The 26,152-nt window shown below is 62.5% G+C and carries 25 protein-coding genes; 7 read left to right on the forward strand and 18 right to left on the reverse strand.

Annotated elements, in window-relative coordinates; translation table 11 throughout:
* Nucleotides 1-171: 171 nt before the first annotated feature.
* The 6 genes from pyrF to pyrR all read right to left on the reverse strand — a co-directional run bounded on the left by pyrF (nt 172) and on the right by pyrR (nt 8,648).
* Nucleotides 172-1,020 (reverse strand): orotidine-5'-phosphate decarboxylase, encoded by an 849-nt coding sequence (pyrF, locus tag HMPREF2526_RS11825; RefSeq protein ID WP_070547354.1) that lies wholly within the window; start codon nt 1,018-1,020, stop codon nt 172-174.
* Nucleotides 1,004-4,345, reverse strand: coding sequence for a carbamoyl-phosphate synthase large subunit (gene carB, locus HMPREF2526_RS11830; RefSeq protein WP_070547355.1), 3,342 nt, complete (start codon nt 4,343-4,345; stop codon nt 1,004-1,006). The genes pyrF and carB overlap by 17 nt, the downstream gene beginning before the upstream one ends.
* Before the next feature lie 30 nt (nt 4,346-4,375).
* Complete coding sequence (gene carA, locus HMPREF2526_RS11835; RefSeq protein WP_070547356.1) at nt 4,376-5,539, reverse strand: glutamine-hydrolyzing carbamoyl-phosphate synthase small subunit; 1,164 nt, start codon at nt 5,537-5,539, stop codon at nt 4,376-4,378.
* Between the two features lie 115 nt (nt 5,540-5,654).
* Nucleotides 5,655-7,043 (reverse strand): dihydroorotase, encoded by a 1,389-nt coding sequence (locus HMPREF2526_RS11840; RefSeq protein ID WP_070547357.1) that lies wholly within the window; start codon nt 7,041-7,043, stop codon nt 5,655-5,657.
* Nucleotides 7,044-7,085: 42 nt separating this feature from the next.
* Nucleotides 7,086-8,057 carry an aspartate carbamoyltransferase catalytic subunit gene (locus HMPREF2526_RS11845; protein ID WP_046649085.1) on the reverse strand — a complete coding sequence of 324 codons (972 nt, stop codon included), beginning with the start codon at nt 8,055-8,057 and terminating at the stop codon, nt 7,086-7,088.
* On the reverse strand, nt 8,058-8,648 hold the full coding sequence (pyrR, locus tag HMPREF2526_RS11850; protein WP_046649084.1) for a bifunctional pyr operon transcriptional regulator/uracil phosphoribosyltransferase PyrR: 591 nt from the start codon (nt 8,646-8,648) through the stop codon (nt 8,058-8,060).
* A gap of 161 nt (nt 8,649-8,809) precedes the next feature.
* On the opposite strand from pyrR, the gene HMPREF2526_RS11855 reads away from it, so the two are divergent.
* Genes HMPREF2526_RS11855 through HMPREF2526_RS11875 form a run of 5 tightly spaced genes read left to right on the forward strand, consistent with a single transcriptional unit; the run spans nt 8,810 to nt 12,292 of the window.
* On the forward strand, nt 8,810-10,207 hold the full coding sequence (locus HMPREF2526_RS11855; RefSeq protein ID WP_070547358.1) for a TIGR01777 family oxidoreductase: 1,398 nt from the start codon (nt 8,810-8,812) through the stop codon (nt 10,205-10,207).
* Between the two features lie 28 nt (nt 10,208-10,235).
* Nucleotides 10,236-10,751: a YbjN domain-containing protein gene (locus HMPREF2526_RS11860; protein ID WP_046649083.1), complete on the forward strand. Its 516-nt coding sequence runs from the start codon at nt 10,236-10,238 to the stop codon at nt 10,749-10,751.
* Complete coding sequence (locus tag HMPREF2526_RS11865; protein ID WP_070547359.1) at nt 10,744-11,265, forward strand: YbjN domain-containing protein; 522 nt, start codon at nt 10,744-10,746, stop codon at nt 11,263-11,265. Before HMPREF2526_RS11860 ends, HMPREF2526_RS11865 begins: the two co-directional genes overlap by 8 nt.
* On the forward strand, nt 11,262-11,777 hold the full coding sequence (locus HMPREF2526_RS11870; protein WP_070547360.1) for a hypothetical protein: 516 nt from the start codon (nt 11,262-11,264) through the stop codon (nt 11,775-11,777). The genes HMPREF2526_RS11865 and HMPREF2526_RS11870 overlap by 4 nt, the downstream gene beginning before the upstream one ends.
* Before the next feature lie 2 nt (nt 11,778-11,779).
* Nucleotides 11,780-12,292: a hypothetical protein gene (locus HMPREF2526_RS11875; RefSeq protein WP_046649080.1), complete on the forward strand. Its 513-nt coding sequence runs from the start codon at nt 11,780-11,782 to the stop codon at nt 12,290-12,292.
* Nucleotides 12,293-12,295: 3 nt separating this feature from the next.
* On the opposite strand, the gene HMPREF2526_RS11880 is transcribed toward HMPREF2526_RS11875, so the two are convergent.
* The 8 genes from HMPREF2526_RS11880 to HMPREF2526_RS11915 are packed head-to-tail and all read right to left on the reverse strand — an operon-like array spanning nt 12,296 to nt 20,245.
* A complete protein-coding gene (locus tag HMPREF2526_RS11880; protein WP_049156556.1) occupies nt 12,296-13,150 on the reverse strand; it encodes a PPK2 family polyphosphate kinase in 855 nt (284 codons plus the stop codon).
* Nucleotides 13,151-13,175: 25 nt separating this feature from the next.
* Nucleotides 13,176-13,931: a sulfite exporter TauE/SafE family protein gene (locus HMPREF2526_RS11885; RefSeq protein WP_049156553.1), complete on the reverse strand. Its 756-nt coding sequence runs from the start codon at nt 13,929-13,931 to the stop codon at nt 13,176-13,178.
* 6 nt (nt 13,932-13,937) lie between these two features.
* Nucleotides 13,938-14,414 (reverse strand): pantetheine-phosphate adenylyltransferase, encoded by a 477-nt coding sequence (gene coaD / locus HMPREF2526_RS11890; RefSeq protein WP_046649077.1) that lies wholly within the window; start codon nt 14,412-14,414, stop codon nt 13,938-13,940.
* A gap of 2 nt (nt 14,415-14,416) precedes the next feature.
* Entirely contained in the window at nt 14,417-15,043 is a 627-nt protein-coding gene (gene rsmD / locus HMPREF2526_RS11895; RefSeq protein ID WP_046649076.1) for a 16S rRNA (guanine(966)-N(2))-methyltransferase RsmD, read from the reverse strand.
* 42 nt (nt 15,044-15,085) lie between these two features.
* Nucleotides 15,086-17,182 (reverse strand): ATP-dependent DNA helicase RecG, encoded by a 2,097-nt coding sequence (locus HMPREF2526_RS11900; RefSeq protein WP_070511698.1) that lies wholly within the window; start codon nt 17,180-17,182, stop codon nt 15,086-15,088.
* Nucleotides 17,183-17,185: 3 nt separating this feature from the next.
* Nucleotides 17,186-18,625: a DAK2 domain-containing protein gene (locus HMPREF2526_RS11905; RefSeq protein WP_070547361.1), complete on the reverse strand. Its 1,440-nt coding sequence runs from the start codon at nt 18,623-18,625 to the stop codon at nt 17,186-17,188.
* Nucleotides 18,626-18,635: 10 nt separating this feature from the next.
* Nucleotides 18,636-19,244 (reverse strand): uracil-DNA glycosylase, encoded by a 609-nt coding sequence (locus HMPREF2526_RS11910; protein WP_210384427.1) that lies wholly within the window; start codon nt 19,242-19,244, stop codon nt 18,636-18,638.
* A 35-nt stretch (nt 19,245-19,279) separates the two neighbouring features.
* Nucleotides 19,280-20,245 (reverse strand): thiamine-phosphate kinase, encoded by a 966-nt coding sequence (locus tag HMPREF2526_RS11915; protein ID WP_148139573.1) that lies wholly within the window; start codon nt 20,243-20,245, stop codon nt 19,280-19,282.
* 92 nt (nt 20,246-20,337) lie between these two features.
* On the opposite strand from HMPREF2526_RS11915, the gene HMPREF2526_RS11920 reads away from it, so the two are divergent.
* The gene (locus HMPREF2526_RS11920; RefSeq protein ID WP_070547363.1) at nt 20,338-21,252 is read left to right on the forward strand and encodes a DUF3515 domain-containing protein; all 915 of its coding nucleotides are present in this window, start codon (nt 20,338-20,340) and stop codon (nt 21,250-21,252) included.
* A 66-nt stretch (nt 21,253-21,318) separates the two neighbouring features.
* On the opposite strand, the gene HMPREF2526_RS11925 is transcribed toward HMPREF2526_RS11920, so the two are convergent.
* On the reverse strand, nt 21,319-22,389 hold the full coding sequence (locus HMPREF2526_RS11925) for a D-alanine--D-alanine ligase family protein (RefSeq protein WP_070516558.1): 1,071 nt from the start codon (nt 22,387-22,389) through the stop codon (nt 21,319-21,321).
* A gap of 21 nt (nt 22,390-22,410) precedes the next feature.
* Nucleotides 22,411-23,409 carry an NAD(P)H-dependent glycerol-3-phosphate dehydrogenase gene (locus HMPREF2526_RS11930; protein ID WP_070547406.1) on the reverse strand — a complete coding sequence of 333 codons (999 nt, stop codon included), beginning with the start codon at nt 23,407-23,409 and terminating at the stop codon, nt 22,411-22,413.
* Between the two features lie 132 nt (nt 23,410-23,541).
* Between HMPREF2526_RS11930 and HMPREF2526_RS11935 the strand changes: the two genes are divergently transcribed.
* Complete coding sequence (locus tag HMPREF2526_RS11935; RefSeq protein WP_070547364.1) at nt 23,542-24,540, forward strand: NUDIX hydrolase; 999 nt, start codon at nt 23,542-23,544, stop codon at nt 24,538-24,540.
* A gap of 49 nt (nt 24,541-24,589) precedes the next feature.
* Here the strand turns inward: HMPREF2526_RS11935 and HMPREF2526_RS11940 are convergent, their stop codons facing one another.
* The gene (locus HMPREF2526_RS11940; RefSeq protein ID WP_246819895.1) at nt 24,590-25,258 is read right to left on the reverse strand and encodes a hypothetical protein; all 669 of its coding nucleotides are present in this window, start codon (nt 25,256-25,258) and stop codon (nt 24,590-24,592) included.
* 290 nt (nt 25,259-25,548) lie between these two features.
* Nucleotides 25,549-26,139 (reverse strand): 3-isopropylmalate dehydratase small subunit, encoded by a 591-nt coding sequence (leuD, locus tag HMPREF2526_RS11945; protein ID WP_070547365.1) that lies wholly within the window; start codon nt 26,137-26,139, stop codon nt 25,549-25,551.
* Nucleotides 26,140-26,152 lie beyond the last annotated feature (13 nt).

A 26,152-nucleotide genomic window follows, 5' to 3' on the forward strand; every position in this document is an offset into this window, starting at 1 on the left:
TTGCTACCTCCACGAACCGACTTCTGGCAATCCTAGCACTGGTCTGTACGCGATGACGCAACGCGGCCCCCTTCTTTTAAAGGTTCCCGCACGTCAACGCACATGCCTTAAACAAAATACCAGGTAAACGACGCGCCCGTTAATCCAGCACGCCGCCACCTGGTCTGAGTATTAATCCCGGAACTCCGCCGCGGTATCCACTACGGCTTTCCGCAGGTCAGAGACACTCGGCCCCTGCGAAAGAATGGCTCGGGAAACGTTGGCAAAGCCGAGCTCGGGCGCCGCTGCGGTGAGTTCCCTTACATCGGCGGGCGTAGCGCCCTGGGCGCCCACACCCGGCAGCAGCACCGGACCGTTTAATTGGTCTAGTGCAGGCGGAGCCTCCAACGTCGCGCCCACGACAACACCAAGGGCACCCACGGTGGTGTCTGGCCCAGCCGCAGACGCGTTGCGCTGTGCAAGCTCATCGACGACGCGCTGCGCCACGCTGCGGCCGTCCACGCCCAACGACTGCAACGCCACGGCCTCCGGATTGGAGGTCGCCGCAAGAACAAAGACACCTCGTCCAGTTTCCTCCGCTAGGTCGAAGACTGGACTCAAAGCACCCACACCGAGGTAGGGCGAGACCGTCACAGCATCGGAACGCAGCGGCGAGTCCTCCCCCAACCAGGCTTGTGCGTAGCCCGCCATGGTGGAACCGATGTCTCCGCGCTTCGCGTCCGCTAGGCTCAGACAGCCCTGCTCGCGGAGCCCCGCGAGGGCCTCCTCAAGAACTGCGAAGCCGCGCGAACCGAAACGCTCAAAGAAAGCCACCTGTGGCTTCACCACCGCGGCGGTCTCGCCGAAGGCCTCTACACAGCGCAGCGTAAACGTGCGCAGACCATCCACATCAACCGACAGGCCCCAGGCCTCGAGCAGATGCGGGTGCGGGTCGATGCCTACGCACAGGCGCCCGCGCTCCGCACCAGCTGCTACGAGGCGCTCACCAAAAGACGGCAACTTCCTAGTTGGCTGGGTCATGCTCAAGCTCCTGCAGCGCGCGCACCTTGAGATCCCCGCGACGCAGAGCCTCAATACCCTGCACGGCGGCGGTCACGCCCTGGACGGTCGTCACCAACGGAATGCCCACGGATACCGCAGCAGCGCGGATGTCATAGCCGTCGTGGCGGGCACCGGCGGAGCCTGCCGGGGTGTTAAGGATGAGATCAACCTTTCCAGCAAGAATCTGGTCCACGATGGACTCCTCGCCCTCCGTGGCCTCCGATACCTTCCGGGCGACCTCGCACTCGACACCGTTGCGGCGCAGCATTTGCGCGGTCCCAGCGGTAGCCACGATGGTGTAACCCATGTAGGCCAGGCGCTGAATCGGGAAGATGAGCGTGCGCTTATCGCGGTTGGCTACGGAGACAAACACGGTTCCCTCAGTGGGCAGCTCGCCGAAGGCGGCCATCTCACCCTTGGCGTAGGCGGCGCCGAAGTTATCGGCCAAGCCCATCACCTCACCGGTGGACTTCATCTCCGGGGACAGCAAAGTATCCAGCAGCTGGCCATCGGGGCGACGGAAGCGGTTAAACGGCAGCACAGCCTCCTTGACCGCAATCGGGTGCTCCAGCGGCAGGGAACCACCGTCGTAGGTAGACGGGATGATGCCCTCCTCGCGCAGCTCGGCGATGGATGCCCCCAGCATGACGCGCGCGGCAGCCTTGGCCAGCGGAACGCCGGTGGCCTTGGAGACGAAAGGCACGGTGCGGGAGGCACGCGGGTTGGCTTCGATGACATAGAGGGTGTCATCCTTCAAGGCGTACTGAACGTTCATCAGGCCCTTGACGCCGATGCCATGCGCTAGGCGACGCGTCGACTCCCGCACCTTCTCAATATCCTCAGGTCCCAGCGTCATCGGCGGCAGAGCGCAGGAAGAGTCACCGGAGTGAATACCGGCCTCCTCGATGTGCTCCATCACGCCGCCGAGGTAGACCTCCTCGCCGTCGCACAGCGCGTCGACGTCAATCTCGATGGCGTTATCCAGGAAGCGGTCGACGAGGACCGGGTGGTCCGAGGTGATCTCGGTAGCGCGCTCGATGTAGTTGCGCAGCGAATCTTCGTCGTAGACGATCTCCATGCCGCGGCCACCCAGCACGTAGGACGGGCGGACCAATACCGGGTAGCCGATATTCGAGGCGACCTGGCGGGCCTCCTCGAAGGAGGTAGCGGTGCCGAAGGCCGGTGCGGGCAGCTCGGCTTCGGCGAGCACCTTGCCGAATTCACCGCGGTCCTCGGCCAAGTCGATGGCAGCGGCCGAGGTTCCCACGACCGGAACTCCGGCAGCGGTCAGGCGCTCAGCCAGGCCCAGCGGGGTTTGGCCACCCAGCTGGACGATGACGCCGGCAACCTCACCGCACGCGGCCTCCGCGTGGTAGACCTCCATGACGTCCTCGAAAGTCAGCGGCTCGAAGTAGAGGCGGTCTGCCGTGTCATAGTCAGTCGACACCGTCTCCGGGTTGCAGTTGACCATGACCGTCTCGTAGCCCTCGCGGGAAAGCTCCAGGGCGGCATGCACGCAGGAGTAGTCAAACTCGATACCCTGACCGATGCGGTTCGGGCCAGAGCCCAGGATGATGACCTTGCCCTTAGTCTTCTCCTCGCTTGCGCGGACCTCGGACTCAGCGTTCGGATCCAGCTCATAAGTGCTGTAGTGGTACGGGGTCTGCGCCTCGAACTCACCAGCGCAAGTATCGACGGTCTTGTACACCGGGCGAATACCCAAGGACCAGCGCAGGGAGCGCACGCCATCCTCGCCAGCGAACTCTGGGCGAAGAGCCGCGATCTGGGCATCGGACAGGCCGAAGACCTTGGCGCGGCGCAGCAAATCAGCGTCCAGAACCGGCGCACTCACGAGCTCCTCGCGGAACTGGACCAGCGCCTCCAACTCAGCGAGGAACCACGGGTCCAAGTGGGAGTGCTCGTGCAGCTGCTCGATGGTCGCACCGAGGCGCAGGGCCAGCTCGACGTCGTACATGCGGCCCTCTGTCGGGCGCTCCAGGTCCTTGAGAACGGCCTCGAGATCCGTAGCGCGCTCCCCGGCAAAGTACTCATCTGGCTGGGTCCAGAAACCTGCGGGCTTGGATTCCAGGGAACGCATGACCTTATTCAGGCCGGAAATGTAGTTGCGGCCGATACCCATGGCCTCGCCCACAGACTTCATGGTGGTGGTCAGGGTGTCATCGGCGCCCGGGAACTTCTCAAAAGCAAAGCGTGGAGCCTTGACGATGACATAGTCCAGAGTCGGCTCGAATGCAGCCGGGGTCACACCGGTGATGTCATTGCGCACCTCATCCAGGGTGTAGCCAATGGCCAGCTTGGCGGCCAGCTTGGCAATCGGGAAACCGGTGGCCTTGGAGGCCAGCGCCGAGGAGCGGGATACGCGCGGGTTCATCTCAATGGTGATGATGCGGCCATCATCCGGGTTCACTGCGAACTGGATGTTGCAGCCGCCGGTGTCGACGCCCACCTCGCGGATGATGGCGATACCCTGGTCGCGCATCTTCTGGTACTCGCGATCCGTCAGAGTCAGGGCCGGCGCCACGGTGACGGAGTCACCGGTGTGGACGCCGAGGGCATCGACGTTCTCGATGGACGCGATGACCACCACGTTATCGTCGCCGTCACGCATGAGCTCGAGCTCGAACTCCTTCCAGCCCAGGATGGACTCCTCGATGAGGACGTTCGCCTCTGGGGATGCAGCCAAGCCGCCGCCGGCAATGCGCTCAAGGTCCTCCTCGTTGAAGGCCAGGCCCGAACCGAGGCCGCCCATGGTAAACGACGGGCGAACGACAACCGGCAGGCCGAGCTCGGCGACAGTCTCGTGGACCTCCTCCATCGTGTGGCAGACGCGGGAGCGCGCGGATTCGCCGCCGATGGAGGCGACAATATCCTTGAACTTCTGGCGGTCCTCGCCGCGCTCAATCGCATCGATATCGGCACCGATGAGCTCGATATCGTACTTCTTCAGGATACCCAGGCGGTCCAGCTGCACCGCGGCGTTCAGAGCGGTCTGGCCGCCCAGGGTTGCCAGCACGGCGTCGATGGGGTTGCCCTCTTCCTTTTCCTTCTGGAAGATCTTCTCAATGAACTCGGGCTCGATGGGCTCCACATAGGTGTGGTCGGCGAACTCCGGGTCCGTCATGATCGTTGCCGGGTTGGAGTTGACCAGCGTAACGCGCAGGCCTTCCTCCTTGAGCACGCGGCAGGCCTGGGTACCGGAGTAGTCGAACTCGCAGGCCTGGCCAATAACAATCGGACCGGAGCCGATAACCAGGACGTGATTGATGTCGTTGCGCTTTGGCATGTGTTTCTTCTTCCTTTTCCTGGTTGCGTTCTACTTGTTCGGGGACTTTTCAGTCATGAGCTCGATGAACTGATCAAAGAGCGGGTTAGCATCGTGCGGGCCAGCCGCGGACTCAGGGTGGTACTGCACGGAGTACGCCATGCCATCCTTGAGCGCAACACCTTCAATGGTGTTGTCGTTGAGGCAGGTGTGAGACACCACTGCCGGGCCGAAGTCGGTCTCGAATTCCTCACCGGCCGGGTCTTCCTTGCCCGAGGGGCTGGCCAGGGCGAAGCCGTGGTTCTGAGAGGTGATGTCGATCTTTCCGGTCAGTTGGTTGCGCACCGGCACGTTGATGCCGCGGTGGCCGAACTTCAGCTTGTAGGTATCCATGCCCAGCGCACGGCCGAGGATTTGATTGCCGAAGCAGATACCGAAGAACGGGTACTTGGCGGCGAGGATGTCTCGGACAATGCCAACCATGGTGTCCGCAGTAGCCGGGTCGCCCGGGCCGTTGGAGACAAACACACCATCCGGCTTGTACTGCTTAGTCTCCTCGAACGGGGTGTTGGCGGGAACCACGATGGTCTCGATGCCGCGCTCGGCGAAGTTCTTCGGTGTGGCGGTCTTGACTCCCATGTCGTAGGCCACGACGGTGAAGCGCTTCTCCCCTACGGCCGGGAAGGTATAAACCTCATCAGTCGAGACCTCTGCCGACAGGTCGAGTCCGGCCATGGAGGGCTGGTTCTTCACCTCAGCGATGAGCTCATCGACGTCCCGCTCAGCATCGGCACCGGAGAAGATACCGGCCTTGATGGAGCCGTGGTTGCGCAGGTGGCGCACCAGGGTGCGGGTATCGATGCCGCTGACACCGATGATGCCCTGCTTTTCCATCTCCTCCGGCAGTGAGCGCTCGGCGCGCCAGTTGGAGACGCGGCGGGCAAGGTCGCGGATGACCAGACCGGCAACCCAGATCTTGTCGCCGTGGGACTCATTGTCCTCATCATTCCAGCCTGTATTACCAATCTGCGGCGCGGAGGCCACGACGATCTGGCGGTGGTACGACGGATCCGTCATGGTCTCCTGGTAGCCCGTCATGGCGGTGGTAAAGACGGCCTCGCCCAGGGTCGTACCCGTGGCGCCAAAGCCAAAGCCACGGAAGGTGCGGCCATCAGCGAGGACCAGGATGGCGGGGGTGGTGGTAGTGGAAGTCACTGTGTGTTGAACCTTTCAGTGAATTTTCTCGGTGAAGGGTGATTGTGTTGGGGACGTGCGTTGGTGTGCGTTGACTACTTAAGTGGTGAGCAACTCTGATTGTCGATTATCCCGATTACTCGGCCGCCTCGCTGCCGCTTTCAGCCGCTAGGTCGTAGGTCACCGCACCGCGCAGGATGGTGTAGGCCACGCGTGCGCCGAATTCCTCCCCCTCGTATGGGTTGTTCTCCGACTTCGATGCCAGGCGCGTGGAATCGGATACCCACTGGTGCTCCGGATCAACGATGGTGAGGTTCGCTGGCTCTCCCACGGCAATCGGGCGGCCATGGCCAGGCAGGCGGGTGATCTCTGCCGGGCGTTCCGACATGACGCGGGCAACGAAGCGCCAGTCGGCCAGACCGGTGGCGACGAAAAGCTTGGCGATGACCGCCAGGGAGGACTCCAGCCCCAGCATGCCCGGCTTGGCGTGCTCAAACTCGACGCACTTGTCTTCGCTGCCGTGCGGGGCGTGGTCGGTCGCCACGACGTCGATAAGCCCGTCGAGCAACGCCTGGCGCAGGGCCAGGGTGTCGGATTCCTCGCGCAACGGCGGGTTGACGCGGAAGACGCCGTCGTAAGTCACCAGCTTGTCATCGGTCAGCAGCAGGTGGTGCGGGGTCACCTCGGCGGTCAGCGGGATGCCCTGTTCCTTGGCCCACTTGAGAAGCTCCACGGTGCCCTTCGTCGAAGCGTGGCAGATGTGCATGCGGTTGCCGTAGTCACGCGCGAGCAGTGCATCGCGGGCGACGATGGATTCCTCGGCGACGCGCGGCCAGCCGCGCAGGCCGAGGCGGGCGGCGACCTCACCCTCGTGGGCGCTAGCGCCTTCGGTCATGCGGTGGTCCTCTGCGTGCTGGGCCAGCAGAACGTCAAGGCCCTTCGCGTACTCCAAGGCACGGCGCATGAGCTGCGGGTCCTGGACGCACTTGCCGTCGTCAGAGAACATGCGCACCTTGGCATCCGAGCGGGCCATCATGCCAAACTCGGTCAGAGTCTTGCCCTCGAGGCCCTTCGTGATGGAGCCAACCGGGTGGACATCGCACAGGCCGCGTGCCTGGCCCTTGGCCCAGACGGACTCGGCGATGATCGGCTGATCCGTCACCGGTGACGTGTTAGCCATGGTGAACACTGCGGTAAAGCCGCCCTTGGCGGCAGCGCGCGAGCCGGTTTCGATGGTCTCGGTGTCCTCGCGGCCCGGCTCACGCAGGTGAACGTGCATGTCCACCAGCCCTGGCAGCAGCACGTTGCCGCCACCATCAATAGTGCGGTCCGCCTTGACCGCCGGGGTCACGCCCCCGGCGTCCCTGGCGTCACCGGCGTCAGCGGCAGCACCGATGGCTTCGATGACGCCATCCTTGATCAGGATGCTGGTGGGCTCACCCTCGCCATAGGGGCGAACGTTGGTGATGAGCAGAGTGCCGGCCGCGGGAGCAGAGAGCACGCCGGTGTCTGGATAAGTAGTCATGGATTCTTCAGCTCTCCTCGTTGCTAAGTGGGACATATCGATTTAGATACCGGCGTTCTCGCCGTTAGTGAGCAGCGTAAACAAAGCCGCCATGCGCACGTGGACACCGTTGTTAACCTGCTGGAGTACCGCGGTGTTGTCATAGTCAGCCACGGCGTAGTTGATCTCCATGCCGCGGACCATGGGGCCTGGGTGCATGATGATGGCGTCCTTCTTCATGGCCGCTGCGCGGTCCTTGGACAGCCCGTAGAGAGTGGCGTACTCGCGGTGCGAGGGGAAGAAACCGCCGTTCATGCGCTCTGCTTGCACGCGCAGCATCATGACGACGTCTGCCTTGGCAACCTCTGCATCGAAATCGTGGGAGACGCGCACCGGCCAGGTGTCGACGCCGAAAGGCAGCAGCGTCGGCGGGGCGACGAGCGTGACTTCAGCACCCAGCGTGGAGAGCAGGTCCACGTTGGAGCGCACCACGCGAGAATGCAGGCAGTCACCGACGATAGCCACGTTTAGACCTTCAAAACCGGTGCCGGCTGCCGAGCGATCCGCGCCCAGGTGCAGGCGCTGGCGCATCGTGACGGCGTCGAGAAGCGCCTGCGTGGGGTGCTGGTGGGAGCCATCGCCGGCGTTAATCACGCTCGGGCCCTGGCCGCCGGGCGCTACCCAGCTAGCTAGCTGCTGTGCCGCACCGGAGGAAGGATGGCGCATGATGATGGCGTCCGCCCCGATGGACGCCAAGGTCAACCCGGTGTCCTTGAGGGACTCGCCCTTCTTGACCGAGGACGTCGAAGCGGAGAGGTTAATGACATCCGCCGACATCCACTTGCCCGCCGTCTCGAAAGAGGAACGAGTGCGCGTGGAATTCTCGTAGAACAAGGTGAAAACGGTGCGCCCGCGCAGCGTGGGCAACTTCTTGACCTCGCGGCCTTCCAGGGCCTCCCGGAAGCGGTCGGCCTCATCCATCAGACCGAGAATCTCCTCGGCGCTGTGGTCGGCGATGTTAATGAGGTGCTTCATTTATGCCTCCTTGCCGGGCTGTGCAGTGAAGCGGGTGAGAACGACGGCATCGCGCCCATCAATGTCGGCGTTGTACACGGTGACATCCTCATCCCGCGCGGTGGGGATGTTTTTGCCCACGTAGTCGGCGCGGATGGGTACCTGGCGGTGTCCGCGGTCCACGAGGACGGCGAGCTGGATGATGTCGGGGCGGCCGATGTCCGCGAGGGCATCGAGGGCGGCACGGATGGTGCGGCCGGAGTAAAGGACGTCGTCGACAAGAATGACGGTGGCGCCATCGATCCCGCCGTCAGGCACCGTCGTGGGCTGCAAGGCACGGTGCGGGCGGGCATATAAATCGTCTCGGTACAAAGTGATGTCGAGGGAGCCCCAGGGAATCTCCACCCCGGAGAATTCCTCAATCTTTTCGGCAAGGCGCTGCGCCAAAGGCACGCCACCAGAGGGAATGCCTAAGAGCAGGACTCGAGAAGAATCACTCGAATCTAGCGCCGTCTTTTCAATGATCTGGTGCGCGATGCGTGCGACAGTACGCGCGACGTCTGAGGAGCTCAGCAGCTCGTTGGACTCCGCGTGGGTGCCGGATTCACTCATCGTGACCTCCTTCCCCGCCTCACGGTGCGGTCTTTAAAGGATGTCGGACAATGGTTCAGTGGACTTGTCTATGCTTGAAAGCCAGCACTAACCATAGCACTCTTCACGCGTGCTTGGTACGCCCTCGCACCCCCGAATCTCCTGAGGCAGGTCTATAGACAGTGAGTTTCACTACCCAGCACGTTGTCCCCGCCCCGCGCGAAGACGTATGGCAGTGGCATACCCGCCAGGGGGCGTTTGCTCGCCTCACCCCACCTTTCGGTTTTATGACCCCGCTTCAGCAAGCCGAGTCCTTGGCCGATGGAACCTCAATATTGGGCTTTCCCGGCGGCCTGAAATGGGTTGCCCGCCACGACCTCAGCCGCTACCAACCGCGGCGGTCCTTCGCGGATGTCTGTATCAACGCCCCCTTCCGCTCCTTGGCGAATTGGCGCCACGAGCACTTCTTTGAGGATCACCCGGAGGGCACGCTCATCACGGACAAGGTGGAGACCCGCATCCCCGCCGGAGCCCTGGAATCGATCTTCGCTTACCGCCAGCAGCAGCTCATCGAAGACTTTCGCTTTGCCCACAGGCTCGGCGCACTCAACGCCGAGCCCCGCACGATAGCGATAACCGGAACGCACGGGACGGTGGGCGCGGCTGTGGCTGCGCAATTGGGCACCCTGGGCCACACCGTCATCCCTTTGGTGCGCTCCAACCCCGGGCCTGGCGAGCGCCTCTGGCGCCCACAGTTGCCAGCGAAGGACCTGCTGGAGGGCGTTGACGTTCTCATCCACTTGGCCGGCGAACCTATCTTTGGGCGTTTTAATTCCGCACACAAAGAGGCCATTCGGGATTCCCGCGTTGAACCTACCCGCCTACTGGCCCAGGTGGCTGCTGAGACCCCGTCCCTGACCGCCCTGGTGTGTGCCTCCGCCATTGGTATTTACGGCGCGGACAGGGGTGAAACGGAACTGACCGAGGAATTGGAGCGCGGCGAGGGTTTTCTCGCCGACGTCGTCGCCGACTGGGAGGCGGCGTGTGAGCCGGCGCGGGAGGCTGGGAAGCGCGTGGTTAACCTGCGTACCGGTATTGTGCAATCAGCCAATGCGGGGATCCTGCCGCTGCTACGAGGGCTGTTTTCCACTGGTCTTGGCGGCGCTTTTGGCAAAGGCACCATGTGGAATAGCTGGATTGCGCAAGATGATCTTTCTGACATGTTTGTCCGCGCCGCGCTCGACCCAGCCTGGCACGGCGTCATCAACGCGGTCTCCCCCACTCCGGTGCTCAACCGCGATTATGTTGATGCCCTTGGTTCCTTGCTCCACCGCCCCACCATCATTCCGATTCCCAGCGTCGGTCCGGCGCTGCTGCTGGGCAAGGAAGGTGCGCGTGAGCTTGCGCTGGCTAACCAAAAGGTTCTGCCCACGCGCGCGGAAGCGCTCGGCCATACTTTCCGCTATCCCGAGATCGCTCCAGCGCTTGCCCACGAGCTGGGCGGGGAAAAGCTCTACGAGGACCCCACCTGCGCACCCCAGGAAGACGGCTCCGGTAGTGTCGGGGCCGGAAAAGATTAAGAAGAATGTAGCGAAGTGAGTAGAAGAATTGACTGACACCACTAATCACGACGAAGCGCAGCAGCGCCAGCTGCAGCCCGATACTCCGATTGAGGAGGTCACACTCGAGCGCATTGCGGAGATCTTTAAGTCAGAAGGCTTGGAATACCGCATCGAAGAGCAAAAGACGCAGGACGGCCAGACGGTCAACCTTTTGCGCACCGGCTTCTCCAACGCCGCCATCGCCTTCCAGCTGGTTGGCTCCTCCCTCATCGTTGATTCCGTGTGGCGCGGTTCCGTGCCCGCCTCCGAGGGCCCGGCGCTCCTCATGCACATCAACGCCTGGAACCAGGATCACTTCACGCCGACGTTCCGCTTCTTTGAGGCTCCGGACAACGCCTTGGCAGTCTCCGGTGCGCGCGATCTCGACCTGACCCACGGCGCTTCCCGCAACCAGTTAGGCGCGTTCGTCATGTCCACCCTGGATGCCGTGTTGCAGTCCTTCGAGTGGATTGAACAGCAGTACCCGCAGCTCGTCACCTGGAAGGAGCACAACCATGACTAATCCTGCGACTACCCCCGCCGAGGATCCACACGCACTGCCGGAGGTCACCCTCGACCGCATTATCGAGGCAATGAAGACTTTCGACATCGAACTCGAGCCGGTCACCGGCCGCGACGACGCCGCTACCGCCAACCTCAACGGCCTGCCGTGCATGTTCGCTGTGCTGGAAAGCGTCGCCATCGTGCGCTGCGATGTGCCAACGGACGTCAACTACGCCAAGGCCGACGCCGGCCTTTTCCTCGCGGCTAACCAGATCAACTCCGTGGCTATGGGGGCCCGCGCCGTCATTGCTGACTTCGACGGCATGTTGCTCGTGCGCACCGAGGCCGATATTCCGTGCGCGGCCGGCATGACCGACGAACAACTCACGGCCGCGCTGCGCGCCTCCGTGGATGGTGTCATCAACGCCCAGAACGCCATGGTCGCCGCCGCCGAGGAGATGGCCAAGCTCGGTTCCGAATCTGCCGCACAGGCGGGCGAGGGAGCTGAGGGCGCCCAGGGTGAGCAGCAGTGACCGATCTCCACGTGGTTGAGCCGGTCACCATCGACCGGCTGGCGCAGTTGTGCGAGCTTATCGACGCCGACTACGCGCTCATCGAAGCTGCCCCCGAGGAAGGCGACGCTCCTGGTGCCGGCGACGACAACGCCCCCGCGCGCCGCGTCCTGCAGACCGGTGTGCCGCATATCGCGGTGCACTGTGACCTCGATGCGGAAGGCGACGTATTGAGCGCCTTCGCCTCCTGGGAAGGCACGCTTCCCGCGCACCTCGAACACGACGTTGCTGCTGCCGTGGCGGAGCTGAACTGGGCCAGCGTGGCGCCCACCTTGAACTTCCTCGTCGAAGAGGACGCGAAGGGCAACGCGGAGATCCACCTAGGCGCCAACCGCGCCATGGCCGTGGGCGAAGGTTTGTCCTTGGCCCAGCTGGGGCATTTCCTGCTGAGCTCGCTCGCCAGCTTCGCGGAGATTTTCGACGTCGTGGCGCAGAGTTTTCCGCAGGCGATCACCTGGGACGAGGAGGAGTAGGAATGAGCCACAACGCTAGCGAAGGCACCGATCCTTTCGACATCCTGTCTGGGTCTCCGCTGCCCGCCGTCAGCCGGGACAGCGTGCTGAGCGTGCTCAACGGTACGGAACTAGATATGGCGGCCACCGCGCACCCGGAGGACCCCACTGCGGCGGTTGCCCGCCTCAATGACCTTGATTGGGTTATCACCGTCGACGATGGCCTCGTGCGCATAGAATGCGTGCTGCCGACGCAGCTCGACGCGGACATGCTCCCGATCTTCCACGTCTTGTGCAACGAGTTCAATTCCAGTGCCTTCGATGGGCGCGCGATCGTTGGCCTCGTTGAGGATGAGGTGGAGCTGCGTGGTGATGCCTGCTTCGTCACCACGGCGGGTCTGAACGAGGACCAGCTCTTCCACGCCCTCAACCTGGGAATTATCAATGCCCAGGAAGCGCTGTTGTCCGTCCTCGATAGTTTCAACGCCGCCGCCCGTGAGCTCGCCAGCGACGTCGATGAGGCACAGAGCGACTAGTTCTTAGTCGGCGTCCTCGATGCGCTGGCGCTCCACCTCCGGGTCGAAGTCGGGCGCCGGCCATTCGAGGTCAAGATGGCGTAGGAGATCCACGATGAGGAACTTCAGCGCCATGCGGGCGTATTTCTTGTTATCGGTAGGAATGACATACCAGGGCGCATAGTTTTCATCCGTGCGCTGGATGGCGTCCTGGTAGGCCGCCATGTACTTATCCCAATAGGCGCGCTCCTCCACATCGGCGGGATCGTATTTCCAGAACTTGTCTTCCCGCTCCGTGCGCTCCAGCAGATTCTCCTTCTGGGCTTCCTTGGACAGGTGTAGGAAGATCTTGATGACCTTGACACCCTTCGCTGTCAGGTCGAGCTCATAATCCCGGATAGCCTCGATGCGGCGGTCCACTTCTTCTTCGTCGACCCACTCGTGCACGCGCTGAATGAGGACGTCTTCGTAGTGGGAGCGGTCAAAGGCCACAATCTGTCCCGGCTGCGGGTCGTGCTTGCGGATGCGCCACAAGAAGTCATGTTCCAGCTCTTCCTCGGTGGGCTTTCCGAAACCAACCGTGGTGGTTCCCTGCGGGTCGAAGGTGCTGAGCACGTGGCGAATAGCACCGCCCTTGCCCGAGGTATCCATTCCCTGCAACACAATGAGCACCGCTGGGGCGTCCTCACCATAGCTGCGACCGTTGGCAAAGAGCCGCTCCTGCAGTTCATAGAGCTCGTCATCGTACTTGGTGAAACGGGCATCGAGCTCGTCCTTGTCACCGTCGAAGCCGGGGGTTGCGGAGGCATCGACCGAGTCGATCTGAAAATTCTTGCCTGCGCGCAGGGAGAGCGCGTCTTCAATCTTGAACTTCGCCATGGGTCCACCTTACCCAGGCAGTGTTTTAAGCGCCCAGCGTGGAAAGACCGCGCAGCAGAGCACTCAGCGCTCCCAGGCTAGCCAGCGCCAGCGACAGCGTGTGGGCTTTCTCCCGCGAGACGTGCCCGGCGATCTTCTTGCCTACAAGGATGCCGACGCACATGCCGATTATTCCGCAAGGCCACACCAGCCAGTGCAGGCCCTCGAAACCGCCGGAGCCCAGGAAGTACTTCGTCAGAACAGAGGACAATCCGCCGATGACAAAGCAGGGTTGCAGGGTCGCGGCGAGGATTGACTTAGGCCACCGCGCAGCCTGGGCGTACACGGTGATGACGGGGCCGGCGACGCCGGCCAGGGTATTGGTAAAACCGCCCAAGATACCCGCGGAGATCGCGGGCCCCGTCCCCCGCATCTCTGGGACGAATTTGCGGCCGAAGACCACCACGCCCAGCGCGATCAACAAGGCGGCGCCCACGAGCACCAATAACGCCGAGGTATCGATGCGCGCGATAAGCAGCGCCGCCGGGATTGAGCCGAGGACCATGAAGGGGCCGATGCGCAGCCACTTATCCCACGCCACATTCTCGCGCATCGAATAGGTCGTGAGGATGGCGTTAATGCAGGCCAAAACGTTGATGACCATGATGCCTTCCACGGGGCCGAGGAAGAGCGTCAAGATGGGCCCGCCAATGAGGCCCAACCCCATGCCGGAGACTCGCTGCAGGCAGGAGCCCACTATGACGGTAACGAGGACGACGAAAGGTATTGCCAGTACAGACATGTCTCCTTAGCCTCGGTAGCGTTCCATCACGGCGGCCGCAACGTGCTCTGGGAACATGCCCGTGACATCACCGCCGTACTGTGCCACCTGCTTACACAGGGAGGAGGAGATATAGCCGTACTTTTCATCAGTGAGCAAGAAGACCGTATCGATTCCGGAAAGGCGCCGGTTCATCTGTGCCATCGGCAGCTCATACTCATAGTCCAAGGAGGAGCGCAGGCCTTTGACAATGGTGTCGATGCCATGGGCACTGGTGTAGTCCACGAGCAGGCCGCCCCACCAGTCCACCTGGATCTCTGGCGCGACGGTACGGCGGATGAGATCCACGCGCTCCTCCACGCTAAATAGCCCGGATGGCTTATCGGGGTTTCCCGTCACCAGCACCGTGACCTTGTCAAACAATTCGCTGGCGCGGTTGAACACGTCAACATGGCCTAGCGTGATGGGGTCGAAAGATCCCGGGCAGACGGCGTGGGTGGGCATGGCTAATCCTCCTTGATTTCGGTCATGGCGGTGTCTTCGCTACCCGCGTTGTCGCTGTAGTCGCTGTCCTCAGCGCGGTGATAAATCGCCATATCAAAACGCGCGATGCCGAAGGTCCGTTTCTTGAGCTTCTGGCCGGTGGGCTCAAAGCCTTCCGGCCACTGTGTCTGTGGGGAATCCACATGGCGTTCGATGACGACGATTGCGGCATCATCCAACACCGGTTCGATCGCGGCCAACAGCCCATCCACATCATCGAACTCATAGGGAGGATCCGCGAGCACCATATCGAAATACCCGCGCGGGGCGGTCGCTAGATAGGACGAGGCCTTCATCTCGCGTACCTCGACGCGCGGGTGCTTCACCACCCCTATGTTGTGCCGGATGATCTTCACCGCCGCGGGATTGTTTTCCACCAAGACCACTTCCTCAGCGCCGCGGCTGGCTGCCTCCAGACCTAAGGCACCGGACCCAGCAAAAAGGTCCAGCACGCGGGAGTCGATGAAACCCCAACGCACGTTCAACGATGAGAAAAGGCCCTCGCGGGCACGGTCAGAGGTAGGTCTAGTCCCGGCTTCCGGCACCTTGATGGTGCGCCCCCGGGCCTCCCCAGCGATGATTCTGGTCATGGCCTCTACCCTATCTCCCCACAGCTGCGCGCGGTGACTTGCCTAGTTCTTCTCCAAAAACTCCTGCTCATCCGCACTCAAATTGTGTGTCAACTCCTCCGCTAGCTCGGGATTGCGCTCCACCAATGCGGCAGCATCAGCATGCGTGCGCTCAACAATGTCCCTATCATGGCTGAGATCCAGCAGCTTCAGAGTGCGTTTGGTGCCAGATTGCAGCGTTCCTAGGATGTCCCCTTCGTGGCGCTGCCGAAGATCCAGCTCCGCCAAATCAAAACCGGACGGCGTATCAGCTATGGCCTGGATGCGCCGGTAGGACTTACTGTCGGGCTCGGCGGTGGTATGCAGCAAGCACACGGAGTCGTTACCACCGCGCCCCACGCGCCCACGCAACTGGTGCAACTGCGAGACGCCAAAATTCTCCGATTCGCGGATGAGCATCACGGTGGCGTTGGGCACGTCGACGCCAACCTCGATGACGGTCGTCGCCACGAGGACGTCGATTTCCCCGCGGGCGAAGCGCTCCATGACCTCATCCTTATCGGGCATTTTGCCGTGGAGCATCTCCACCCGCAGACCCCGCAGCGGCAGGTTGCGCAGCTGTACGGACATCGTTTCCACGCCGCCCTCTCCTTCAATCCGCGGGCAGACGATATAGGCCTGGTGCCCCTTTTCTACCTCTTCGCGGATTCTTTCGATAGCGCGGCGCACCCATTCCGGTTTCCATTCGGGCACCACCGCGGACAAAATGGGCTTTCGCCCGCCAGGCAGCTCCTTGAGAGTGGACACGGCCAAATCACCGAAGACGGTCATGGCAATCGTGCGCGGGATCGGTGTCGCCGTCATGACCAGCAGGTGGGGACTCGTGCCCTCCCGGGTCTTGGTGCGCAGGCTATCGCGCTGCTCCACGCCGAAACGGTGCTGCTCATCCACGATGACGAGGCCCAAGTCAAAGAACTCCACCGTGTCTTGGATGATGGCATGCGTTCCGATGACGATATCGGCCTCGCCGGAGACAATCTCCAGCAGCGCCTGCCGCTTCTCCGCCGTCTTCATCGAGCCGGTCAACACGGTGACGGTGACGCCCTCGGGAACGCTGGCGCTAATCGACGCCCCATGCTGCGCCGCCAGCACCTCCGTCGGCGCGAGAAGGGCGGCCTGCTTACCGGCGTCGACCGCCTGCAGCATGGCGCACGTGGCCACCAAGGTCTTGCCCGAGCCCACCTCGCCCTGCAGCAGACGCATCATGGGCGCGGTGCCACACAGGTCCGCGTCGATCTCCGCGATGACGCGGCGCTGGCCCGCAGTCAGTTCAAAGGGCAGCTCGCTGAGCAGTTCGTCGCGGTAGCCCTCCAAAATCGCTGGCATCGGGGTTGCCGTACGCGCCTTGACATCGCGCTGGCGCAGGGCCATAACCAGCCCAATCGACAGCGCCTCATTGTATTTCAAACGTTGGATGGCGCGTTCGGGCCCGTGCTCACCCGGTTCGTGGATCTCGCGGACGGCTTGGTCCAGCGTCACCATCATGCGGTAGTCCAGTGGCTCCGGAATCGAAGGCGTGTGTTCCAGCACCTTGTGGATAGCACCCATGATGTACCACGACGTCACCTTCCCGCTGGCTGGGTACACGGGGATCCACTCGCGCTGCAGGAAGGTCTCCAGCGACCCGAATTGGGAGAGCTTCTTCAGCGAGCCCGTCCCCTGCCCGGACGTGCTATCCAGCAAGGATTCCTGATAACGGCCGGGGTCGAGGATGAGGAAGTCAGGGTGCTGCAGGCTGGGATATCCCCGAAAGTACTTCAGCTTGCCAGACAGCATGACGCGCATGCCGCGCCCCAGCACGCGCTGCACGTAGTGCGCGTTAAAGAACGAAGCCTGGACTCCACTATCCATGTAGAGAATAAAGACCATGGCTTTGGAGGTGTGCTTGACGCGGACATCCTCAATGACACCGGTGATGGTGACGTGGTCACCGTCCTCGGCACCGCCGAGGCCGACGTCCTTGTTGTGGCGGATGTAGTCGCGTGGATAGTGGCTGAGCAGCTCACCGCACGTGGTGTACCCGAAGGCTCGCTTGATCGCTGAGGCATCCTTCTTTGCCAGAATCTCCGTCAGCGCACGGTCATCCTGCCACCCCAGCATGGCTTACTCCACCCCGATCTCGGTACGCAGCCCAGCTACTCGCAGCACCACCACGTCGACGCCAAGGAGCTGCGCCAGCTCTTCCTCATCAATCTCGAGTCCGGTGAGCACGGTGATCTGCTCCCCGCCGTAAGCCAATTGGCTGCGGCACGACGCCACAATCCCGTCGAGGGATTCTGTATCCGGATGCACCACCCGCATTGAGCGTGCGGCATCCGCCATGGCGGCCACTGCCTCGGCGGTGTGGGCGGAACCCGGTGAGTAGACCGACAGCGCGGCGAGCCCGGACACGAGGGAATCAGTCGGGATAAGCGTGGCTGTACCGGGCGCTCCGCCGTAACCGTTGGGTAAGAAGAGATCACCCGCCTTCGCGGCGCGAGGGCCGTCGCCGGGCTTGACGGTATCCGCCCCGGCCTTTTCAAAAAGCTCCCGCGCGGCTCCTTCGGGGACTGCGGCGAAGATGCGCCGCCCGGCACGGTCGGCAGACTGCATTTCGCCGGCCTCTGTATCGCCGACGGAGGGAAGCACCTCGAGGCGAAGGTTACTGACGTTTCCGAGGCCATAGGCTTGCTCTATGACTGCACCGGCTTGAACGCTATGGATATGTACGCTCGCCGAATCCTCCGTGGCTCGCGCGATAACGAGGCTATTGCCCAGCGGGTTAAGTGTCTCCTCGATCTGGGCGAGGTCTCCCTCGAAGAAGAAGATGACTTCAATCTCCGCGCCCGCCCCAGTCTGTGGCGCGGCACATTTCTCTCCGTGAGACGGTACCGATTCGCTCGGCGTGGGCTCTGCCCCTTCAGGTTCCATAGCCACAGGTTGGGGCGCGGTCTCTTCACCGGTGAGCTGGGCCAGCAAGCATTCCAACAAGATGACGAAGCCGGCTCCGCCGGCGTCTACGACACCAGCCTCGCGCAGCGCCGGCAGCTGGGAAGGGGTCTCCGCTAGGGCTTGCCGGGCGGCGTTGACCGCCGCGACCAAGATTCCGTGCAGCTGCGCGCCGGGCTGCTCGGCGGCCTTGCTGGCAGCGGCGGCCGAGGTACGCAGCACGGTGATGATGGTGCCTTCCACTGGAGAGACCAGAGCACGGTCCACCAGCGTGACGGCCAGCGAGAGGGCATCCGCCAAGACCGAACCATCCACCCGCGAATCCGTCGTGGCGTCAGCCACCCCGCGCAATACCTGGGACAGCACCATCCCGGAATTGCCGCGAGCTCCGCGTACCGAACCGATGGCTAGGGCTTCAGCCACGTCCATCTCGCCTTTATTGGCCTCCGCCAGAGCAGATTCCATGGTGTGCGCCATGTTGGAACCCGTGTCAGAATCGGCCACCGGGAACACGTTGAGGGCGTTAATCTCGGCGCGGCGGCGCTGTAGCTCCTTAACGGTTCGCGCGGCCCACTCGTGCAGGCCACGGGCATCCAACTCGGCGGGATAAGACATGGTGGCTAGTCTACAAGCGCCAGTCCACTGCCGAGACTCCACGGGCCCCTAAGGCCGCATTTGCCCGCGAAAAAGGACGCGATCCAAAGAATCCACGCCGCGCTGACAGCGGCGAAGGATGCGGGGAGGTAATGCACTCTGTACCGGGCAGGAAGGCCTGGCAGGCTTGGGCATCGCGGCCCCATAGAATGGCCACGATATCGCGCCCCGCCAGTGCTCTGATGGCGGCCTCCGTAATCGCTTCCCACCCAAGCCTGCGGTGCGAGCCGGCCTGGCCCGGGGCCACGGTAAGCACTCGGTTAAGCAGCAGCACGCCCTGGTCAAACCACGCCCGCAGGTCCCCATCCGCGCGGCCGGTGATCCCGAGGTCGTCGTGAAGCTCGGCGTAAATATTCTGCAACGAGCGGGGAGCCGGCACCCCGGGGCGCGTAGAAAAGGACAAGCCCATGGCATGGCCCGGGGTGGGATAGGGATCCTGGCCCACGATGAGGACACGTACGTCATCGAGGGGCAGCGACAAGGCAGCGAATACGTCCTCGGCCGGGGGCAGGAAGTCTTGGCCGATCTGCTGCTCAAGGCGCGGCAGATTCTCCTCCAGCGCTTGCCGGATGTGGGGCATCCACGAATAGTGAATGCGAGAGGTATCGATGTGGCTCACGCGAATCCCTCCCAGCCTTCGCGGTAGCGAGGCTCTTCTCCGTCGATGGTGACACCGGTACCGCGCATCACCCGGCCCACTTCCCGAAACCCAGAGGGAGCGGCCTTGTAGGTGGTGGCCAACAACGTGTGGTCCTCCCCTCCCGTCAGGACCCATTCCCAGGGATCAATATCGAGCACCGCGCCGGCAGCAGCCAGGAGCGGATCCGGGGCAATAGCTGCGCGGTCGAGGTCGATGCGCACCCCGGAGCGTTGTGCCAAATGCCCCACATCACGCACTAAGCCATCCGAATTATCTGTCATCGCGGTCGAACCCGTTGCCCGAGCGATAACCCCACGCCCAGGGCTCAGGGTGGGGGCACAGTGGGCGTCGACCAGCGGCCACAGCTCCTCTAGTTCCGGGGGCAGCGCGCGGCCAAAGCGCTGGAGCAGAGCAAGGCCCGCTCCGGAGTAGCCAATCTTGCCGTGTGCCACCAGCTTTTGGCCCGCGCGTGCTCCATCCAGGGTCAACGGCGCTCCACTTCCTCCCAAGGAGCCCATCGCCGTGACACTGATGACCAAGCTGTCGCTGCGGGTAAGGTCGCCGCCGACCAGCTCTGCGTTATAGACCGCGCAGCGCTCAGCGATGCCCTGCGCAATCCCCCGCACGAAATCCACCGGGGTCTCCCCTGGGGCGGCAATAGCCAGCAGTGCTGCGGTGGGCCGGGCACCCATCGCCTCGATATCGGCGAAATTGCGCACGATGGCCTTTTGCCCAATTTCTGCAGCGGTCGACCAATCCCGGCGGAAATGCCTGCCTTCTACCATCATGTCTGTCGCTGCCACCGTGCGGGAATTGGGCGCTGCCGGGTACAGCACCGCGGCATCGTCACCATTGAGCGCGCTCGGGGCGGCGGTGACAATCTCATGGATGACTTGCCGCTCACCGGCCTGGTCGAGGGTATGCGATAAACCCACCGTCACGGACTCCTTTGTGTTGCGCGGGCCACGCACTATACGCGTGCGCACCGTCCACGTTCGTTCTTCCTGGACTATCAGCGATAGGATAAGCCCCTATGGATACCCAATTTAACCGCACCGCAATCTACGTCTCACTCGGGATCGCCATCGCGATGGTCTTCGCGGTGATTTTTGGGGCAAAATACGTCTTCACCACCGCTGCCCAGCAACCGGTGGCGCTGCCTCCCACCCCATCTGAGGCCGCGGATTCCCCCGAGTGTGCCGCCGTGGTCGAGGCGCTGCCGGACACACTACTGGGGTACCCACGCGTCGATCTCGTTGAGCCGGCTCCCGCGGGTGCTGCGGCGTGGGCGAAGAGCTCGGAGGACAAGATAACGCTGCGCTGCGGTGTTGACTTGCCGCAGCAATACACTGAGTATTCCCAGACCGTCGAGGCCGACGGCGAATCCTGGCTGCAGGTTATCGACGCCACTCCAGGCTCTAATCTTACGACGTGGTACAGCACCAAGCGTGTTCCCGCCGTCGCGGTCACCACCACCTCCGACAACGCGCAGGACGACGCCCCGGAGGGCCTTGGTGATGCCCTTGGCCACTTGGAACAGAAACAGCAACAGCCCAATGCCGCCCCTCTATCGCAGCTGAAGGCGGGCCCAGATTCCATGTGCAGCCGGCTGGAAAAGGCCCTGCCGGAGACCCTCGCGGAGGGCTACTCGCGCCGCGAAGATGTCGGTGACAAGAACACCTGGGTCTACAGTGCGCCGGGCCAGGAAGAAATCGTCGTGCGCTGTGGTGTGGCAGCCCCAGAAAACTACCGCGCAGGTGTCCAGCTGCAGCAGGTCAATGACGTGCCCTGGTTCGAGGACACCGCCCTGGCAGAGGGCACCACGGCCGGCACGTGGTTCGCGCTCGGCCGGGCGGAGGATCTCGCACTATCTGCTCCGCAGGAGGCAGCCAATTCCGCGCTAGTGCGGCTGAGCGACGCCCTCGTGGCCGCCACCCCTTCCCAGTAGGGACCGCGGCTTGCGCGACCACCGCCGGCCCTTCGCACTCAGCTTAGGGACTAGGCGGGCTAAAGACTAGGAACGCGCGAGCGCGGTTTGGATGAGGGTATCCAGTAGCTCGGCATAGCCCACACCCACGGCGGCGAATACCTGGGGGTACATCGAGATGGGTGTGAAGCCGGGGAATGTGTTCACCTCGTTAATGCAGTAGGAATCCTCGCTGACGAAGAAATCCACGCGGGACAGGCCGGCAGCGCCCAGAGCACGGAAAGCCTCAATAGCGCGCTGGCGAAGCTCAGCGGTTAATTCTTCGCTCAACGGCGCAGGGATTTCCGCCGAAACGCCCTCGTCGATGTACTTGGCATCGAAGTCATAAAAGCCTTCTTCGGACTCCGTAGTGCCCAAAAGTTTGGCTGGAACGGAGGCCCGGAGGCTACCGTCTGGGTGCTCAAGGACGCCCACTTCCACCTCTGCACCGCGAATTTCCGGCTCGACGAGGACCTTGTCATCGGACTCGTAGGCCAGAGCCAGCGCGTCCGCGAGATCCTCCCACGCAGAAACCTTGGACACACCGATGGAGGAGCCACCGCGCGCCGGTTTCACAAAGACGGGCAGGCCGAGGCGCTCCTTTTGGGCGTCGCTCAGCGTGGCCTCCCCAGTGAGCACCTCTTGAGGTGCCACAGGCAGACCTTCCGCGACCAGAAGCTTCTTGGTGAATTCCTTGTCCATTCCCACGGCCGAGGCCAGCACGCCCGCGCCCACGTAAGGGATGCCGGAGAGCTCGAAAAGCCCCTGGACCGTCCCATCTTCACCGTAGGGGCCATGGAGAACTGGCACAATGACATCCACTTCGGTGTAGTGCTCATGGCGAGTGACGTTGTGGATGCGTCCGCGCGTGGCGGGGTTCAGGGAAAGCGCCAGCTCATCGTGCAGCTCTACCTCGGGCAGGCGCCCATCGACGATGCCGAGGCCCTCCCGACTGCCCTGAGTCCACGTGCCCTCTCGCGTGATGCCGATCGGCACAACCTCGTACTTGTCTGGGTCAAGGTGCTCCATGATTGCGCCGGCGGAGATGCACGACACTGAATGCTCGGAGCTGCGCCCGCCGTACACAACGGCAACGCGCACAGGTTTCGCTTCAGTCATACCGAGCAACTTTACTCGGCTTTACTCAGCTTTCTTGGTGCGACCCATCAGAGCCACGATCATGTCGTCGACAGTCACCCCACGGTGGCACACACCATAGACCGCTTGGGTAATCGGCATCTCTACGCCCGCACGCTGCGCCAGCCTAAAGATGGAATCGGAAGAGATAACGCCTTCCGCTACCTGCCCGTTGGTGGCGGCTGTGGCTTCCTCCAGGGTGCCGCCCTGGCCGAGGCGGTAGCCAAAGGTGCGGTTGCGGGACAACGTCGAGCTACAGGTTGCCACGAGGTCGCCCATACCGGCCAGACCGGAGAAGGTGAACGGGTCCGCTCCCAGCTTCACGCCGAGACGAGTAATCTCCGCGAGACCTCGGGTGATGATGCTGGCCATGGTGTTGTTTCCCAGTCCCTTACCCGCAGCCATGCCGCAGGCAAGTGCAATCACGTTCTTGCAGGCGCCGCCAATTTCTGCGCCGATGACATCGGTGTTGGTATAGGGCCGGAAATAGGGTGCTGCGGCGGCATGCTGGACAGCCTTGGCACGGTCGGCGTCGCGGCACGCAATAACCGTGGCTGCCGGCTGCTCCTGGGCCACCTCCTTGGCCAAGTTAGGCCCGGAGAGCACCGCAATGCGGTCGGGGGAAACCCCTGCGGCATCGGCAATCACCTCGCTCATCAGGCTAAGGGTGGACTTCTCCACGCCCTTGGAAATTGATACTAAAGTTGCATCCTCCGGCAGCAGCGGCGACCATTTCTCTAGGTTGGACCGCAAGGTCTGCGAGGGGACGCCGAAGATGACGATGTCCGCATCCTCCAGCGCATCAGCTGGATCGGTGGTAGCGCGGATGGAGGCGGGCAACGGGAGATCTGGGAGATAATCCGGGTTCTCGTGGCGTGCATTGATGGCCTGGGCTAGCTCTTCACGGCGCGCCCACAAGCGGACGTCATTGCCGGCATCGGCAAAAACCTTTGCCAGCGTAGTTCCCCACGAGCCCGCACCCAATACTGCTACGTTCACTATGTGCCACCTCACTGTAGATTCCCGGTTTATCGGCTTTCCCCATTAAAGCACGCTCGGCGCGTAAGGCTGCATCGCGGCAGTAAGTGGAGGAAAATGGAAAAGGTTAGAAGCTACTGGCGCAAAAGGAGCAGCATGCCCAAGGCAAAGAACATGCACGAGACGGACAAAGACATTAAATCCGAGGTCTTTATTTCCGGTCGACACCAAGAAGTGCCCGTCGATCCGGCCGATGAGTTTAAGCGCACGACCCTGGCCGCCGGCGCGGTTCTCTGGCGCGGTGACCCGCACGATCCGGAAGTCGCCCTCATTCATCGCCCGCACTATGACGATTGGTCACTGCCCAAGGGCAAGGTGGATCCGGGCGAATCCCTTCCTGTTACCGCCGCGCGCGAGATCCTCGAGGAAACCGGTTATACCGTGCGCTTGGGCAAACTCATCGGCAAAGTAGCTTACCCAGTACAGGGCCGCACCAAGGTGGTCTACTACTGGCTGGCGCAAGTGCTCGATGGCGAGTACACCCCGAATCAGGAAACCGACGAGCTGCGCTGGATGAAGATCGATGATGCCTGCGCATTGCTCTCCTATGACGTTGATGCTCAGGTCTTGGCCAAGGCCAAGAAGCGCCTGCGCCTCGCGCCTACGACCCGTGTTCTCTACGTGCGCCACGCACGCGCGCACCAGCGCCGCACCTGGGAGGGCGATGATGACCTGCGCCCGCTGGATAAGAAGGGGCGCCGCCAGGCGGAGATGCTCGTGCCGATGCTCACGCCTTTCCATCCGACCGCCATTTATAGCGCCCCGCCGCAGCGCTGCCAGCACACCGCTGCCCCGCTGGCCGATGAACTCGGCATGGACATCGCCGTTAACAAGGCTTTCGGCGATGATGTTTTCGTCGAATCACCAGAGGACGCACGTGCTGCCTTCCAGCGCGTGGTCGACGGCGGCGGCGTTCCGGTCATCGTGAGCCAAGGGCTGACCATTCCCGGCATCATCGAGTCCTACGCACCGAAGTTCATTCAAGAACCAATCGAAGAACTCAAGTTCAAGAAGGCGTCGGTGTGGGTTCTTTCCTTCAACGACGGCGAGCTTACCGGGGCGGACTACCTGGCTAGCCCGCTTCCTGTGCGCTAAGTACGGCATCGCCGCCGTCTCTCAGGAGCTTCAGTGCTGCCCTGCTGCCTTATTCCCACCGCGCTGCAGGGCGGCGCTGCATCGCTCGCGTGAAGAGGAGCATTCCCAGCGCCCAGATTGGATACGCCGCGAGCACCCCTACGATAGGGATAAATATGACGAAGCTCACGATCAAGGAGCCCACCAAGATAAAGAGCAGCGACTGCCCTAGATTTTCCATGACCAGGTTGATAGCCTCCCGGAAGCAATCGATGAGCGGCTTATCTGGGTTATCCGCCTTGATCGCGGGCGCTGGCCACAGGAGCGCATAGAGAATCAGCCCGGGGAATCCGCCCGCAACAGTTCCGATCATTACCAGAATAAAGAAGCACGCCTCGACGCCTGCGCACCCGCTCAGCTGGGCGAACCTAAAGTAGTCGCGGAAGGTGACCTTCTCCCCATCAGCGATCTTCCGGGAACCATTGAAGAGGTTCGCCATCATCCAGCAGAGATAAGCGTAGGCGGCTAGCGCCATGACCACCATAAGAGGTATCCCCACGGTAGGAACCAGGGGTTCAATGTCCCTGCCGCTTTCTTCCATCGCTGCGGAGATTCCGCCTAAAACGGTTCCCGGCACAAGAAGAAGAGCAAAAGAGATAATGAGATGCACCAGCATGGCCAGCATCCCTGGCACAGGCTGCTTCAGGTAGCCCTTGAAGGTTTGGCCCACAATATCCATGGCGTCGATGGGCTGCGCGGGGCCCCGCCTGGTGGATTGCCAGGCGCGGCGCCGGGCTGGTGGTACCCAAAGCTTCCCGGCTGCTGGTAGCCGTAGCCGTTGGGTTGCTGGTAGCCGTAACTCCCAGACTGGTGATAGTCATAATCGCCATACCCACCTGCACCGCCGAACTGATTGCCACTGTCCCCGCTAAAGCTTTGATAAGGATTGCTCATGCCGAGGATGTTAACGCCGAAATGTGTCCGGCGACACAGGAGGCGGGGAATGCTCCCACACCTCCATTGCTCACGTTAAGACGCTACGACGCGGGGCTTGAATCCCGGGCGCTTGTCCTCAAAGGCCTCGATATCGGCCTCATTGCGCAGGGTCAGCCCAATGTCGTCGAGTCCCTCCATGAGGCGCCAACGGGTGTAGTCATCGATCTCAAAGGTATAGCTGTTGCCGCCAACGGTAACCGTGCGCGCTTCCAAATCAACGGTGGTTTCGGTTTCACCGGACTCCAGCTGCTTCCAGATGAGCTCGATGTCTTCTTGCTCCATGAGCCCCGTCAGCAGTCCGGCCTTGCCAGAGTTGCCGCGGAAGATATCGGCGAAGCGGGAGGAAAACACCGCCTTGAATCCATACTCAGCAAGCGCCCACACCGCGTGCTCACGAGAGGAACCGGTACCAAAATCCGGACCCGCGAAAAGCACAGAGCCTTCCTTGAACGGTTCCTGGTTGAGAATGAAGTTCTCGTCGCTGCGCCAGTTAGAAAACAGACCGTCGGCAAAGCCGGTTCGCTTAACGGATTTCAGGTAGCGCGCAGGAATAATCTGGTCGGTATCCACATTGGACACTCGCAGTGGAACGCCGACGCCAGTGTGAGTTACGAACTTCTCCATTGTCTTCTCCTTT

It is taken from the genome of Corynebacterium sp. HMSC070E08, from assembly GCF_001808895.1.
Lineage (GTDB): Bacteria > Actinomycetota > Actinomycetes > Mycobacteriales > Mycobacteriaceae > Corynebacterium > Corynebacterium hiratae.

What these genes read in the sequence shown, in the direction of transcription:
- pyrF (WP_070547354.1), bottom strand. Translation starts at nt 1,020, where the DNA reads ATGACCCAGCCAACTAGGAAGTTGCCGTCTTTTGGTGAGCGCCTCGTA.
- carB (WP_070547355.1), bottom strand. Translation starts at nt 4,345, where the DNA reads ATGCCAAAGCGCAACGACATCAATCACGTCCTGGTTATCGGCTCCGGT.
- HMPREF2526_RS11840 (WP_070547357.1), bottom strand. Translation starts at nt 7,043, where the DNA reads ATGACTACTTATCCAGACACCGGCGTGCTCTCTGCTCCCGCGGCCGGC.
- HMPREF2526_RS11845 (WP_046649085.1), bottom strand. Translation starts at nt 8,057, where the DNA reads ATGAAGCACCTCATTAACATCGCCGACCACAGCGCCGAGGAGATTCTC.
- pyrR (WP_046649084.1), bottom strand. Translation starts at nt 8,648, where the DNA reads ATGAGTGAATCCGGCACCCACGCGGAGTCCAACGAGCTGCTGAGCTCC.
- HMPREF2526_RS11865 (WP_070547359.1), top strand. Translation starts at nt 10,744, where the DNA reads ATGACTAATCCTGCGACTACCCCCGCCGAGGATCCACACGCACTGCCG.
- HMPREF2526_RS11875 (WP_046649080.1), top strand. Translation starts at nt 11,780, where the DNA reads ATGAGCCACAACGCTAGCGAAGGCACCGATCCTTTCGACATCCTGTCT.
- HMPREF2526_RS11880 (WP_049156556.1), bottom strand. Translation starts at nt 13,150, where the DNA reads ATGGCGAAGTTCAAGATTGAAGACGCGCTCTCCCTGCGCGCAGGCAAG.
- HMPREF2526_RS11885 (WP_049156553.1), bottom strand. Translation starts at nt 13,931, where the DNA reads ATGTCTGTACTGGCAATACCTTTCGTCGTCCTCGTTACCGTCATAGTG.
- coaD (WP_046649077.1), bottom strand. Translation starts at nt 14,414, where the DNA reads ATGCCCACCCACGCCGTCTGCCCGGGATCTTTCGACCCCATCACGCTA.
- rsmD (WP_046649076.1), bottom strand. Translation starts at nt 15,043, where the DNA reads ATGACCAGAATCATCGCTGGGGAGGCCCGGGGGCGCACCATCAAGGTG.
- HMPREF2526_RS11900 (WP_070511698.1), bottom strand. Translation starts at nt 17,182, where the DNA reads ATGCTGGGGTGGCAGGATGACCGTGCGCTGACGGAGATTCTGGCAAAG.
- HMPREF2526_RS11905 (WP_070547361.1), bottom strand. Translation starts at nt 18,625, where the DNA reads ATGTCTTATCCCGCCGAGTTGGATGCCCGTGGCCTGCACGAGTGGGCC.
- HMPREF2526_RS11910 (WP_210384427.1), bottom strand. Translation starts at nt 19,244, where the DNA reads ATGCCCCACATCCGGCAAGCGCTGGAGGAGAATCTGCCGCGCCTTGAG.
- HMPREF2526_RS11920 (WP_070547363.1), top strand. Translation starts at nt 20,338, where the DNA reads ATGGATACCCAATTTAACCGCACCGCAATCTACGTCTCACTCGGGATC.
- HMPREF2526_RS11925 (WP_070516558.1), bottom strand. Translation starts at nt 22,389, where the DNA reads ATGACTGAAGCGAAACCTGTGCGCGTTGCCGTTGTGTACGGCGGGCGC.
- HMPREF2526_RS11935 (WP_070547364.1), top strand. Translation starts at nt 23,542, where the DNA reads ATGCCCAAGGCAAAGAACATGCACGAGACGGACAAAGACATTAAATCC.
- HMPREF2526_RS11940 (WP_246819895.1), bottom strand. Translation starts at nt 25,258, where the DNA reads ATGGATATTGTGGGCCAAACCTTCAAGGGCTACCTGAAGCAGCCTGTG.
- leuD (WP_070547365.1), bottom strand. Translation starts at nt 26,139, where the DNA reads ATGGAGAAGTTCGTAACTCACACTGGCGTCGGCGTTCCACTGCGAGTG.